Annotated in this window: 14 protein-coding genes and 1 pseudogene; 9 read left to right on the forward strand and 6 right to left on the reverse strand. The window is 50.9% G+C overall.

The genetic code is table 11. The features are described from left to right. Nucleotides 1–26: 26 nt before the first annotated feature. Nucleotides 27–215: pseudogene (locus INF86_RS22435) on the forward strand (hypothetical protein); the annotation flags it as partial. Nucleotides 216–351: 136 nt separating this feature from the next. Continuing rightward, entirely contained in the window at nt 352–648 is a 297-nt protein-coding gene (locus INF86_RS10930) for a hypothetical protein (protein WP_193543529.1), read from the forward strand. A 57-nt stretch (nt 649–705) separates the two neighbouring features. Here INF86_RS10930 and INF86_RS10935 read toward each other — a convergent pair whose 3' ends face one another. Continuing rightward, a complete protein-coding gene (locus tag INF86_RS10935) occupies nt 706–963 on the reverse strand; it encodes a helix-turn-helix transcriptional regulator (RefSeq protein WP_193543530.1) in 258 nt (85 codons plus the stop codon). Between the two features lie 755 nt (nt 964–1,718). Here INF86_RS10935 and INF86_RS10940 point away from each other — a divergent pair. From INF86_RS10940 to INF86_RS10955, 4 genes are all read left to right on the forward strand, one after another. After that, nucleotides 1,719–2,141 carry a hypothetical protein gene (locus INF86_RS10940; protein WP_023321894.1) on the forward strand — a complete coding sequence of 141 codons (423 nt, stop codon included), beginning with the start codon at nt 1,719–1,721 and terminating at the stop codon, nt 2,139–2,141. Nucleotides 2,142–2,225: 84 nt separating this feature from the next. Further along, a complete protein-coding gene (locus tag INF86_RS10945) occupies nt 2,226–2,468 on the forward strand; it encodes a hypothetical protein (RefSeq protein ID WP_004131756.1) in 243 nt (80 codons plus the stop codon). Nucleotides 2,469–2,523: 55 nt separating this feature from the next. Then, a complete protein-coding gene (locus INF86_RS10950; protein ID WP_193543531.1) occupies nt 2,524–3,093 on the forward strand; it encodes a DUF5983 family protein in 570 nt (189 codons plus the stop codon). Nucleotides 3,094–3,523: 430 nt separating this feature from the next. After that, complete coding sequence (locus INF86_RS10955; protein WP_043139558.1) at nt 3,524–4,357, forward strand: DUF932 domain-containing protein; 834 nt, start codon at nt 3,524–3,526, stop codon at nt 4,355–4,357. Between the two features lie 161 nt (nt 4,358–4,518). On the opposite strand, the gene INF86_RS10960 is transcribed toward INF86_RS10955, so the two are convergent. Continuing rightward, nucleotides 4,519–4,842, reverse strand: a complete 324-nt coding sequence (locus INF86_RS10960; RefSeq protein WP_063434117.1) for a hypothetical protein — start codon at nt 4,840–4,842, stop codon at nt 4,519–4,521. A gap of 280 nt (nt 4,843–5,122) precedes the next feature. On the opposite strand from INF86_RS10960, the gene mobA reads away from it, so the two are divergent. The 3 genes from mobA to INF86_RS10975 are packed head-to-tail and all read left to right on the forward strand — an operon-like array spanning nt 5,123 to nt 8,440. Then, on the forward strand, nt 5,123–5,467 hold the full coding sequence (mobA, locus tag INF86_RS10965) for a plasmid mobilization protein MobA (RefSeq protein WP_043139551.1): 345 nt from the start codon (nt 5,123–5,125) through the stop codon (nt 5,465–5,467). A 1-nt stretch (nt 5,468) separates the two neighbouring features. Then, on the forward strand, nt 5,469–7,400 hold the full coding sequence (gene traI / locus INF86_RS10970; RefSeq protein ID WP_193543532.1) for a TraI/MobA(P) family conjugative relaxase: 1,932 nt from the start codon (nt 5,469–5,471) through the stop codon (nt 7,398–7,400). A gap of 26 nt (nt 7,401–7,426) precedes the next feature. Then, nucleotides 7,427–8,440: a hypothetical protein gene (locus INF86_RS10975; RefSeq protein WP_193543533.1), complete on the forward strand. Its 1,014-nt coding sequence runs from the start codon at nt 7,427–7,429 to the stop codon at nt 8,438–8,440. A 66-nt stretch (nt 8,441–8,506) separates the two neighbouring features. On the opposite strand, the gene INF86_RS10980 is transcribed toward INF86_RS10975, so the two are convergent. The 4 genes from INF86_RS10980 to INF86_RS10995 form a co-directional block, all read right to left on the reverse strand. Then, nucleotides 8,507–8,986: a phospholipase D family protein gene (locus INF86_RS10980; RefSeq protein ID WP_231104108.1), complete on the reverse strand. Its 480-nt coding sequence runs from the start codon at nt 8,984–8,986 to the stop codon at nt 8,507–8,509. After that, entirely contained in the window at nt 8,946–11,276 is a 2,331-nt protein-coding gene (gene trbC / locus INF86_RS10985; RefSeq protein ID WP_043139545.1) for an F-type conjugative transfer protein TrbC, read from the reverse strand. Before trbC ends, INF86_RS10980 begins: the two co-directional genes overlap by 41 nt. Before the next feature lie 10 nt (nt 11,277–11,286). Beyond that, a complete protein-coding gene (locus tag INF86_RS10990; protein WP_063434114.1) occupies nt 11,287–12,351 on the reverse strand; it encodes a DsbC family protein in 1,065 nt (354 codons plus the stop codon). A 4-nt stretch (nt 12,352–12,355) separates the two neighbouring features. Then, the coding region (locus INF86_RS10995; RefSeq protein WP_193543534.1) for a conjugal transfer protein TrbA at nt 12,356–13,613 on the reverse strand (1,258 nt) is incomplete at its 5' end.

Here is a 13,613-nt window from a genome sequence, read left to right on the forward strand (position 1 = left end):
CTGGCCGGGCATGAAAGGAAATCATCATGACAAAAAAATTAGCAGTATCGGAAGGCCTTGAAATACTTGCCCGCTGGCTTGAGGACAATATCAACTGTGAAACCGACCTGATTTTCGACAACCCGGAAGAAGGTACGGATTCCGCTATGTTACTGCCCTGCATTGAGGTGGCGCTGGCGCTCATTCATGCCGCGGAGGAAAATCAGACGCTACAAATCCGGGCGCAGGGTGATGCGAACCAATATGTTCTGTTAAAGGGAACAAGTTGGTTTGCCCAGGTGCTGATGAATGGCGAAATGACCGTTACACAGCAGGAACAGCACCTTAAAGCGATGATTGCCGGAGTCACCAATGAATAACGAACAACCACAAACAGCTGCGTCAATTCCTGAGCTGGTCTCGCTGATAATAGAGGCTGAGCCGGTAGAGGGCGCAGAGATGAATAATGCTGAACGATCAGCACTGGCTGCGGAAGTGTTATGTATCTTCGCGAGGAGAACGGGACAGGCCCGCGATGGGGAGCCTGTCGAAACCATCATGGTGGATCTGCTGGCGAACCTGATGCACCTGTGCGACCGTATGAGCATTGATTTTTCGGGATTGCTGCCGGTTGCTGCGATGCATCATGATGATGAGCGTGACGCCTGAATCTGCTGCCCTGCTGAATCCCCAGCGCATCGAGCGCCGGGGATTCAGTGCCCACCTTCAGCTGCTGCGCAAGGTATCAGCTATCATTGCGCGAATCATAAAGCGCAGATCTTCTCCACTTGTCTGGTTCCGGGCGTGATGGCTCATTTGTTCCCGGAGCGATAATGTCACGGTAGCCAGGGCGACACTGCGCTTTAAGTTCGGCGAATTTTCATAATCCTTGTAGGTTCGCAAGCTCACACCCAGCTCTTCAGCTGCACGATCCATGCTCCACATCATTCCTCTTCGCCAGAGGCGCAACTCAAAGCCGTTCATAATTCTCTCGAAAAAGTGCAGAAATTGCACTTATTTTAACGTTTAAACAGAGTTATAAAAAGGGTTTTCTGCAACCAATATCACAAGCTACGAAAATTTTTGGCTCGAAAGTTCAACAAGTTACTTGTCATAAAATGGTATTCCGGACCAAGTTCCACGTCAGGTTGTGATCCAGTTTTACCAGGATCTGTGCCGGAACGGCGTTAGTCGCTGGTAGATGATCTCAAAGACAGAAAACCAGGACTAAGGGCGAAACTCTGGTCACCTTCGGCTCCCCGTCGTAGCCGGGTCGTCGCCTGCACTCCGCGTGGTGGCCAGAGTGTCCACCGCGCTCCGCGGAGCCGCACGCGTCTCCGTCCTTACGGATAGCAAGCGATGCCTGAAAACCACGCTTGCAGCTGCCTCACGGCAGCAGCCGCTTCACTGGCCGCGTTGCGGCCGCAAAGGAAGCCGGACTAAAGCCCGGCTCATCTGGCGCCTCCCTTTTACCTCACATCGCGGTGCTCCTGTGGCCGTGACAGACGCTGCCCCGTCCTGGTCCATAAACAAGGTAAGGCTAAAGCCCGCTGCACTCACCCGTTCGCACTCACTCCCTTTGGTCGCTCGCTTGCGCTGCGGCTTCCTGCATCGCCCTTGTTTCTGGCCCGGACGGCCGGGGCGGTCTGAAGTCACGGCCCCAGGCTCCCCGCTTCCGAAAACGGAAATAAAAGGGAAACGCCAGAAGGGAGCCGGAGGCAACCAACGAGGAGAAAGTTATGGACGATATGGTTTTTTACCCGAAAGGGCAGTTGTTTTTTGAGGACGCCATTCACGACGGTAAGCAGTTCGTGACTCGCTACGGTAAACAGCCGCTGGATGTTCTTAACATGCAGGGCGAACAGTACGTACTGGTTTCCCGTAATGAAGCAATTGAAATGATCCGTGAAGCCGCGCGTAAACCAGTTGAAGAAATCACTGCGGAAATTTTTAACGACCAGCTTGAGGTTATGCCGCCTATCGACTGGTACGGAAAAGGAGACGATCAGTCATTCAAACTAGCTGAGATGCACGCGGAGGACGTGACCGATATTTACGCCTATTACCGTGGCCGCTACTTCCGTTTTCGTGACCGTGTGAGCATGAAACATAGCGAAATTATTCAACGAATAGAGCAGGAGGTGTACGCAAAGCAGAAATAAAAAAGCAGAGCTAAAAGCTCTGCTCATTCACCCCGGTCTGTTGGAGCAGACCGGATAACTAACTGTCTCAGATGGAGATACATCATGAAAGACCGCTTTATCATTGCATGCCGTGATTACATTGTAAATAACAAAAACAAGCGTCCTCACAAGCGTAAGCCCGCCGAGATCATTCCTGCTGACGTGATCGCACGCCGTATTCAGGCACTAGGGAAAATTGTGGTACGCGCAGAACGCCGCCATAAACCCGTTCGTATTCCGGCTATGAGTTGCGCAGAGCTGGGGCACTTCCTCACCTCAACGGAACAAACCCGTGTAAGCGCATGACAGACGCCGCCCCGTAACGGGGCGGCTTTTAAACCACATATCCGAGAATTCAGAAATGCCAAAATATTATCTCCAGAATGCGCCGCGAGGTGTAACCGCTATTCAGCTCGATAACGGTGATGAAGCTGTCTATCTTGATGGTGAATTTATTGCCTGTTGTGATCTGGGGGAACGTGACGATCCGGTAATCGAATTAGGCGAAATCCTTGCCAGAAGTATGGGGGTGCCGTTCCGCCTGCTGACGCTGCCCGTTCCTGATAATGAGGAATGGGCATGGAACGACGTTACCGATGCGCTGAACTGGGGCGCGCGAGTGCAGCTACCCCGAATGATGTTGCGGCCTGTACTGGAGTGCAGCACATCCCATATCACGGAAGCTGACAACACATTGTTAGAGAATTTGAGTTCGAGCGATGAGGATAGCGGGTGGATCTTAAATTCAGGTGTGGGGCACTTATTACGCCTTGATGCTGTTTACGACCCGCTTATCAGGTTGAGGCGTCTCGGAATTTCCAGAACGACACGGGCATTAATAGCCCGAGCCATACGTCAGGCAGATATAAGCATGATTCATTTCTCATCTGTAGGTGAAGAAATAGAAGGTGCACCAACCTTTGACTGGTAACTCTCTGCCCGGCTACATGCCGGGCATACCTCCAACCATCGGCGCAGGGGCTTGCAGCAGGCTTTGCCTGCGCCGCCCCCACAGTCGCCGCAAGACGGCTCCCGAAAGGAAACGGGCATAGCCCGCCACTTCTTTCTGGCGTTTCTCTTTTTAGTTCACGGACTCATCACGAATCACCTTTGCCGTGAAAGACACTGGCCCGGCCCGTGACGAATACAAGGGGAAAGGCTGAAGCCTGCAATCCTCACCCGTTCGCACTCTCTCCCTCTGGTCGTTCGCTTGCGCTGCGGCCTCCGGTTGCCCCCTTGTATTAGCCACTTATGGTCCGGACCGGTCATTTCATCACGGCAACGGCGCTCCGCGATGGTGAATCACCATCAAAAAGTTCACGCCAGAAGAAAGTTAATTTTCAATCCAGAGGAGAATCATCATGGCCCGTTTATCTTCATCTTTCCGTACCGCGAACGTTATCCGTAAAGAGCGTGCATTGACCAATGATGAACTTATGCGCTTCGTACCAAGCGTATTTTCAGAGGAAAAACATGAATCACGCAGTGAGCGTTATACGTACATCCCAACCATCACTTTGCTGGACAATCTGAGGAAAGAAGGTTTTCAGCCTTTCTTTGCCTGTCAGACGAGAACGCGTGATATCGGCAAGCGCGAACATACCAAACATATGTTGCGCCTGCGTCGTGAGGGAGAAATTGCAGGTGAAGAGGTGCCAGAAATTATTCTCCTCAACAGCCACGATGGTAGCAGCAGCTATCAAATGATTCCTGGCATGTTCCGCTTCGTTTGCATGAACGGAATGGTTTGCGGAAAAACCTTTGGAGAGATTCGCGTACCGCACAAAGGTGACGTTGTCGGGCAGGTGATCGAGGGCGCGTATGAGGTTCTTGAAATTTTCGACGGTGTGAAAGAATCACGCAGTGAGATGAAGGAAATCAGCCTGAGTAAGGATGAGCAGCGTATCTTTGCTGAAATAGCACTTAACTGGAAATATGATGATAAAGGTGTCGGGAAACATATCCCGCTAGTGCCTGATGATGTTCTTCAGGCGCGCCGTAATGAAGACAAAAGTGATGACCTCTGGACAACTTATCAGCGCGTTCAGGAGAACATGACGAAAGGCGGCGTATGGGGTAAAACCGCAAAAGGAAAATTCCAGCGTACCCGCCCCGTTAATGGAATTGACGGTGACGTAAAGCTGAACCGCGCGCTGTGGGAAATGGCCGAAAAAATGAAGGAGCTTAAAGCCTAATCTTAATCAGGTGGGGATAATTCCCCGCCTTTTTTTGCCCTTTCAGTTTGTTCAGGTGTTGAACCTGAACAAACTGATCACCCCCGCCCGCCGAAAGGTAATCGCCACATTCGTAGCGTTTACCTTTCACCCGTCCGCCCCCAGGGGCTACCCTGGTTAGGTCAGGCAGTTTTGTTCATTGAATCTTGCGTACTTTCAGACTGAGAATTTTTTCTGGATTTGCTTGCACGGTTTGTGGGTTTCTTTTTGCTATTCAGTATTTCCCGAATTGCTTTCACGCTGGTTGGGATACCAGCCGTAGAAAGCGCATCCCGTATATCCTCGATGCTATAACCTTTTTTCTCTGACAGCTCGATAATCTGGTCACGCAGCTGCTCAAGAACGTCATTTTTAGTAAGGCGTTTCTTTGAAAGATCCGGGAGCTCACTAAGCGCATCTTTAGCCAGTACAATATCTTCTTCGCTATACCATTTTTTATCAGACATTCAATGTTTCCTTCCTACACAACGAAATTATTCAGGCAGGAGTATACCTTTTCGCCTGTCAGAGTGGCAAACCAATGTTTTTCCTGGCGTAAGCCAGTGACGGCGAAGCCGAAATCACATATACTTCAGCTCAGGAACATAAAACTAGGTCCAAACGTGGGACAGGGTATGTTTTGTAGCACCGCCTGCACGCAGACGGTCCCACAAAACGCCCTGGTCAGGACTCCGTCCCGACACCCTATTAATCGTGCCAGCCTGTAAGGCCGTGCAAGGATTGAGAATGAGTAAGAGTGAAAGACGCCAGCGATCAGCGTTGCTGGGCAGCGTTCGTTGTTACCCTGAAGAGAAAGCGCAGATACAGGAAAGTGCCAAAGCTGCTGGCATCTCAACAGGTGAGTTTTTGCGGCGAGCTGCTCTCGGAAGACGTATTGTCGCAAAAGGTGACACCCGGCAGATGAATGAAATCCTTAAACTGGGGGGCCTGCAAAAGCATCTTTATACAGAGATGCAAAAGCAGGGAATGATGACTCCAGAGCTGAGTAAGCAGTTTGCCGAGACACTGGCTCAGTTGCAGAAGACGTTAATGAAATTCAGGGCTGACAGCCTGAACAATACAGAGGACTAAAATGCTTGCGGTAGTGGCTGAACGCCGTCGTGATGGTAAATCAAGCTTTGTTCAACTCGTCTCATATACCATCCTGCGTGATGATGTTGAGATGAGCGAAACGCTATCGCCTGAAAAACCCTTTGTCCGTAAGTCCCGTTCTGAGGACAAGATTTTCAACGACCTGGTAGGGTATGCAACGCGTAATGCACTACCCGATTCACAGGATGTTATCGCAACGTTCCCGGACGGACGCCAGCAGGTGCGTTGCGATAAAGTCATCTGTGAAACCAACTGCTTCTCTCTGGCCACGGCATCCACTGAAATGGATATGGTTGCCATGCAAAACACCCGCTGTAACGACCCTGTATATCACGTCATTCTGTCCTGGCCGGAATCCGAGCGACCTACTCCAGATCAGATTTTTGATTCGGCTCGCCATTGTCTGAAGCGTATGGGTATGGAAGGGCATCAGTATGTCTTCGCTATTCATGATGATACTGATAATTTGCATTGCCATCTGACGGTGAACCGTATTAACCCGGTGAGCTATAAAGCTGCCTCATTGTATAACGATCACTTCACCCTGGACCGCTGCTGCCGTGAGCTCGAGCTGAAGAACGGATGGAAACATGATAATGGTCCATACAAAGTTAACGAAGACGGCGCGATCGTCCGTAACCGCAGCTTCTATAAATCTGCGCCTTCAGCTGCGCGCCAGCTGGAGCACTTTGGTGATAAAGAAAGCCTGTTTTCTTATGCTGTAGATAATTGCCGCGTAAAAATTGATGAAGTGTTTCTTCAGCCAGACTACACCTGGGATGATGTTCATAACGTATTAGTTTCAGCTGGACTCGAGCTACGTCCTAAAGGTCAGGGCCTGGCTATTTATGATTTGGGGAGCGATACCCAGGCACCTATCAAGGCCAGCGATCTCCATCCTGAACTTACCCTGGACAGTCAGCAGGAATTAATCGGTAAATTCATTCCTGCCACGATTCATCGTGAAACTGATCACGTGGGCAGAGAACGTTTGCTGAGCACGGTAGATATTCAAACCCAGTACAACGGTCGTCTTCATCGTCGTGATAAGGGCGCCCGCGCTGAACGCCGTGTTCAGCGTGCCGCAGCTCGTCAGGATTTAATTGCGCGTTATAAAGCGTATAAAACTGCTTTTGTTCGCCCCGGAATTTCGGCCGACACCGTAAGAACACGTTTCCGTGAATTGTCAGCAAGCTATCGTATCCGGAAAAATAATGTCCGAATTTCACAGCGTGATCCTCTGCTTCGTAAGCTGATGTTCCGCGCGCTGGAAGTCGAAAAAATGAAAGATATGGCCGCTTTGCGTTTGCAAATCCGAGAAGAGCGTAAAGCTCTTAAAGAGATGCCAGGTTCCCGACCGTTATCGTATCGAGCATGGGTAGAGATGCAGGCCACCAAACATGATGCTGCTGCTATCTCGCAACTTCGTGGCTGGGCATATCGGGAGAAGCGAAACAATCGCACGGCAGCCATCTCCGGCAACATCATCCTCAACTCTGTTGCTGATGATATCCGTCCTGCTCAAATTCGTGGTTATGAAACACAGGTTAACCGCGACGGTGCCGTTGTATATAGCTCCGGTGGCAACCCTGTATTGCTTGATCGTGGTTTGCTTATTGAGGTTGCCGATGCACCGGCAGAGAAGGGTAAAAACATCGCTATGGCGCTGCACATCTGTGGTGAGAAGAGTGGTGAGAAAGTTGAGATCAGAGGGGATAAATCCTTCGTTAACGGGACCATTCAATACATCCCGCATTTCAACGCATCGTCAGGAAAAACAGTTCCGTTGACGCATCCTGTTCAGCGCCAGCAGGCAGGTTATCATGCCCCGACTGAGACCCGGCATGATGCCCCAGCTGCAGGCGGAAATATGCGGCCTCATGTACCGCCCAAGCCCAATATTAAGAACTAACGCCATACCAGGGAGGTGTTGTCTGAATGGATGAGAAGCTAATACATGCGGATTTATCGTCTTTGCCAGAACCGGTGAGGGAAGCCGCCAAGGAACTTGTTGACCTGAAGTTTCGTATCGATATGGCAGCAAGAGGCGGTACGTCAGGGATACCACTTGACCTGCATGGGACCATGACTGGAGGAGAGTGGGGGCCGCATTTCGGGCAGGAATTTTTCTGCAGCATCATTCCTTTTTTCCCGCGAGATTTTGAAACCTGCTCGGCAACTGAAATGCTGGTTCCTACCTTACATACCTTCGGCTGCAGCTGGCGTTGGTGGCCCGATCGTTATTGTAGCGACAAAGATGAACACGATATACGGCGCCACATTTTTTCTGATTACGGGCTGAAAAGTACGAGCTATACCTTCATTCCTCAGCTGGGATTGTTCTGCCCGGGTGAAGGTAAAAATCGTGTTAACTTCTGCCGCCATCACGGTATCGAATATATCCCGGCACGGGTTTATCCCCATGATTATCCTGAAGCAAATCGAATCTCTGTGTACGTTCAGGATACTGCAGGAGGGCTGGATGTATGGGCCGTTCTTGATAATCGCTATGTTCAGAAGGTTACTCACTATGCCTTTGCGCTCCCACTTTTGCGCGCTTATGGGGTAGCGTTCCCTGGTAAGTGGCCAGCAGGATGGCCATCAATATCGGACCTCCTGGCTAACCAGCTGTGTTGCACGGATGAGACTACCTTTCACAAACCCGTGATCGATATGCATGCTGTCAGGGATGTGCTGGATCGTGATAAGACCAGCAGAGAGGATGGGGAGATGTATGTCAAAACCAGTGTGCATGAACTGCCCCTGGCCGGGCTGGTTCGCTTTACCCTGATCGCAATGTTATTGAGTTTAGGTGCGCTGTTCATCTACGAGATACTGGACGAGGGTATCCTGTCCAAGATTGCACTGGGAATAACCACTTTCATGGCTGGCGTGGTTGCTTCGTTTTTTATCCCGGCGTTCCGTATCAAGAAAAAATATCTTCGCAAATAGCTGTGGCACTGCCAGGACGAAAAAAAAAGCCGGAGGGGAGCACCCTTCCGGCTTTTTTGACTATGGCTAATTGGATTCTTCCCAGAGGCGTTCAAACTCCCGCTGATAAGCGCGAGCTGTAGATGGTTCATTCCAGATTACGATCGTGTTCTCTGCGTTTCGCTTAACTGCGCTTGAGGTGTAGTTGAATGAGCCTGTCTGGGTTGTGATGCTATCGACCACCATGAATTTATTATGCTGTATGGCGTACTGGCCGTTTAGTTTTACCGGAATCCCTTTGTGCTGTAACCAGGTCACGGCAGAGTATCGCCCTCCATTATCTTTAGCATCAGCCATTACTCGCACCCTGACACCGCGCTCCCGGGCGCGCTCAAGCGCTAATGCGATCTCTTTACTCGTAAAACTGTAGGCAGCGACGTCGATGGTCTCATGAGCGCTGTCAATGGCCGTCAGAATGTTATTAATTGCGCCCTTCCCGGGAGAGAACCCCGAGGTGATGCGTAATTCAGTACCTGATGTCGTCAGAGGTACTAGTAAAATCGTCACTATAATCGTGCTGAGTAATGTTCTGATACCAGTCGTCATAACCGCGGTTGCTCTCTGAAATTGGTTGGGATACATGTTGGCCGATCGGAGGTGGTTGGTCCGGTACCGGCTCTCTTTGTGAAGTTGAAGGAAGCGTAATGCCGGCACTGTTCCTGTGCGCTTCTTCGATTCGCTTTTTGGAAATACGAATGGATTCCTGCTCTTTCAGCCAGTAATAACGTCCACCGGTTTGCTCCAGGGCTTCAATAGCCGTTTCGAATAAGAGAATGCCACGTTGTTCTGGCGTGAAATTCAGGTCGTCACGGTTATCAAGGTCGGTGGCCACACTGGTTATGGCCATCAGCGTCTTATCGGCTAGGCGAGCATTCAGGCGGCTATTCCATGCCCCTGGTAAAGTCGAGCGACAGATATCGATAATATTAGAAACTCGATCCTGTGAGACTGGGCGCCGGCGCGCAGCTGCAGGTACTTCATTGCATAAATCACTGAAGTCAGGACGCCGTAAGGGTACATAACGGTTAATTTTGACGTTCAGCTTTGAAATCTTTTCGTTGTCAGGAATGTAGATAGAACTGCTACGCACCTGGCGATCTTCAAAGACAATGATGCCCTGTCCTTCCTTGAGAGCCTTGAGCTCATCCAGCTGGATGTTATCCCTGTCTCTGAACTCAACGCGATCCACGTCCTCGTAGCCTCCCATGCCGGTTCGGCTCATGGTGCGCTGCTCAGCGTACTGCCCGGTCCCGCCAACAGCCCGGATCATCTTCAGCGTATCTTCGGTATCCTCAGTTTTCATAAACTGTTTGGTACCGAGGTTGGCATTAACTGAATGAACCTCTTTCCCGTGGCGCATCATCGCCTGCAGGTCCTGCGCCAGAATTACCAGCATGTATTTGAGGCTTCGCATCTGGGCCGCAAGTTTTTCCAGCCCTGGTGCGAAATAGTAACCTACCTCATCGCAGATAAGCATAAACGGGAATTTACTGGCGAATTTCTTCACCGTAAGTGTGTGTTCCGGGGAACCTTCAATTTTGTTACCCAGGTCCTTTGCGATGTTCATCCTGATGTCGGAGATGTACAGCTTACCCAGGGTAGCTGCTTCGTTATCAGAAAGCTCCAGCGCCGGAATAAGCACTACCAGGGTGCGATCGTTATGCAGGATATCCTGCATATCGATATCACCACCGTTCTTGGGAAAGACGTGGCCATAGGTATCGTTAAACATGCTGAGCATGCGGGTAAACTGCTGGATGAGATAGCCATGCTGGTCAAGCGCGCCCTGGGACCATTCCCCGGGGCGGTTGATGAGTTTCATATCAAAGCCGGCCAGGTTGGCCAGATAGTTTTCCATGGGCTTATAGCCCTCTTCGTGCCATCCCTCTTCAAGAGCTTCACGATACAGCCCGACGAATTTTATAAGCGGCAGATAGGACTGAATGACGGCCTGAGTCAGCATAATGTTATCGCGCGCGCGCTTATAACACAGAGCGTAGATCAGGGCATTCATCATGGCTCGGGCTTTATCCTTCCATCCTTCATCGCTGCCGTTTCCTGCAGGCAACAGTGACTCCATCAGCTGGATAATGAAGGTCGGACTGCCATAGGCGAACGGGTTGGTACTATTGGACTGAGGGCGGGATTTATCCCCGATCATCAGTTTTTTGAAGCGGTCGTCATTGCCGGTGATGAAGTTAAGAACGTGCCAGTCGTCCTCCTGCCCAAAACGTCTGGCCATTGACCACGTTGCCACGGCGAGATCTATCTGAGCCTTACCATCAGAAATGCAGCATCCCCGCGCCCAGCACAGCGCATTTAAGTACAGCGAGTAGAGGGTTTCAGTTTTACCGCCACCGGTTGTCGCCATGATCTGCATGTGCCTCAGAGCATCAGAGCTTTCAAGCCATAACTCTTTGCCGCGGTCACGGCCACGTCCTATACCAAGACAGAGGACCCCTTTCGCTTTCCCCACGATTATCTTAGGCAGATTCAGTTTCAGAAAAGGGATATTCCAGCTTTCTTCTCTTTCAGTGGAGATGTCGAAGCCACCTACATCCATCGGTATCCGGAGGGGTAATCTAAAACGCTGATCGCTGAATGCGACCAGCAGGATGATGTTAAATGGCAAAGACAGCAGAAGGGTGGCGGGCCATACCACACCAAAAATAAGCGAGCACGCCAGGAAAAGCTGTACAGAGAACGGGGCAAGCATTATTCGTTCTGCCAGGCGCCCCTGCACTTGCCGGCTAACGAGCCTGTTTTCTAACGGCCCATGGCGACTTTTTAGATCCATCCTAAATCCCTCATTGCGCGTTATTCATGAAAGCCTGCAGAGCTGCATCGCTTGTCATGGCCTGTAATGGAACCAGACGACCGTCATCGGTTATGACGGTCGGCGTGCCAGGCAATTTGTAGAGTTCAAAAGCCATATCGTTACGGGCCAGGGCGTTTTGCCCTGCTTCACAACTGGAGGCTGGCGTATCAGCTTTCGCACTCGGGTTCAGCATGCCGGCGCCAATGTCGAAAAGGCCGCGCCACATATCCGCCCGTTTATCTGCAGGTGCGCACAGCATTGGAACAACCTGTTCTGCTGTCCGGGCTTTACCAATCAGCGTCACAGGGAAAATCTCAATGTTGTACTGCGAGGAGAAAGCCTGCACGGTCGGCTCAAATATCTTGCAATTTGGGCACTCCGGATCGGAAAAGATGTATAGCGTTCGCGGGTGGCCAGAAGAGAGCTGAATAGTAAACTCCTGCTTTGCAGCACCATTCTTCAGACGTGTAGCCAGGAGATTACGGGCTTCAGCAGCTTCCTCAGCTGAGAGCGAACCAGGCTCTGCCGGTGGAGTTGATACAGCCGGCACAGTGGAACCAACAGATACTGCAGGTGCCGGTTTTACGAGCACAGGGGCCGGTGATCCGACAGGGGTTGATTCATGGGGTAATGCCGGCGGCTGGGATGCCATTACTGGCACTGGTGGTTGTACTGAAGAAGATGAATGCCATACCCAGGTGGTCCATGAGCCAACGAGAAACGCCGCCATAGCAACCGGAATCAACCAGCGAAAGCCAGATTTGCGTTGTTCTTTAGCATCAGGAGCATTAATGGCCATGCTCTGCAGAGCATTGGCCGTAGCGTCCATGATACTTTCAGCGAGCTTTTGGTCTTCCGAAGAAAACAGTTTGGCAACACCGTTGTAAGCGTGGCGAAGCCAGATAGTGTGCAGTCCATTATCCAGCTCAAGCGTCAGCTGGTAGCGATCATTCAGCGGCCGGTAGAGATTAAACAGGCTATGGCCATTGAGGCGAATCTGGAGGTGTTGTCCATGAATTTCGGTAGTTGTTTGGTTTACGATTTGTTCTGACATGGGGTTATCTCATTTTTGGGCGGAATGTATGTACGTGCCGGTGGACATGCTGTTCGTCGGCTGCGGAATTCACTAACTGGTTATTTCCTGCTTCGTCTTCATCGTCCTCTTCGTCATCAACATCGGCAGGAGAGGGTTTTGTCGGGGCGGGTTCTACTACGACAGCGCCTATATTTCTCAAATCTGTTTCAAGTCCCTCGATGGCCAGTGACATGATCGGTTTGGTTAACCGGACCCGATACCGTGAAGCCAGTTTCTCCCAGTGCGCCTGGCTGACCACGCCAGCACCTTCGACGAATGGCCAAGGCCGGCCTGTGGAAGCAAGGGCATACCAGAGCGTACGATCAAGCCCCTTAAGCCAGCGGTACCTTCTAATAGGGAGATGCAGATCGTTGTCATGCAGTGCGGCGATGGCGGTACGCACATAGTTGTATTGCTTAATCCATTTTTGCGCTGCCGGCGTTGCAGTGACTTTGCGATATGCTGAAGTGGCCAGCGAGAGGTTGGGATATCCAATCTTGTTGCGGTATTTGCGGTCTGACTTAAGAGTGGAGCGGTTCAGTGCATCTAACAGCTGCTCCGCTTCGCCACGTTTATCAAGGAAATGCTGCAACCCAAAAATCGCGAACATTGCGCGTTCATGATCGTTGAAGCGGTCAAAGTCTTTTATATCGTGCTGCAGCGGTGTACCCAGCTGCTCGATGAAGAGTTTTTCTGCCAGGTCCTTCTTCAGCCGGTTGTTAACAACAAGCTTGTGCTCGATGACAAATTCATCTGGCGTCATCGCGCTGCGATGTTCAGCCGGATCAACATTCAATAGCTGCGTTTTCCTGTCCCCATAGCTCAGTGCCGGCAGAATGGCAGGGGAGAACTGCGCCATGATTCGGGGAAGCGTATTAATGGATATATCACGGCTGGTTCGGCTCGCCTGGTGCCGACGAACAGCAACAATGCCGATGATTACCAGTGGTACCAGAGCTATTAGCAAAATACCTGCCGTGGCATCCATGACAGTGAAAAACTCACTCCATGACACGTTTTCGGCATTGTTATGCGTCTTGGCCAGCAAGTTGATTCGCCACGCAGCTGCACTATGAAATTGCGGAAAGTCAGCCAGGTTCCAGAGCCAGTAGAGAAGGGTGGTTGTGCATTCAATGGTTAACTGCCGAAAAAATAAAGCCATTACCATTAGTGTTATAAACAGGCCGACAGCGGCCATCGTCCAGTCATTATTAGACTGAACGTCCTTACGGACAGGTTGT

It is taken from the genome of Enterobacter cloacae complex sp. I1M, from assembly GCF_014982425.1.
In the GTDB taxonomy this organism is placed as follows: Bacteria; Pseudomonadota; Gammaproteobacteria; order Enterobacterales; family Enterobacteriaceae; genus Enterobacter; species Enterobacter intestinihominis.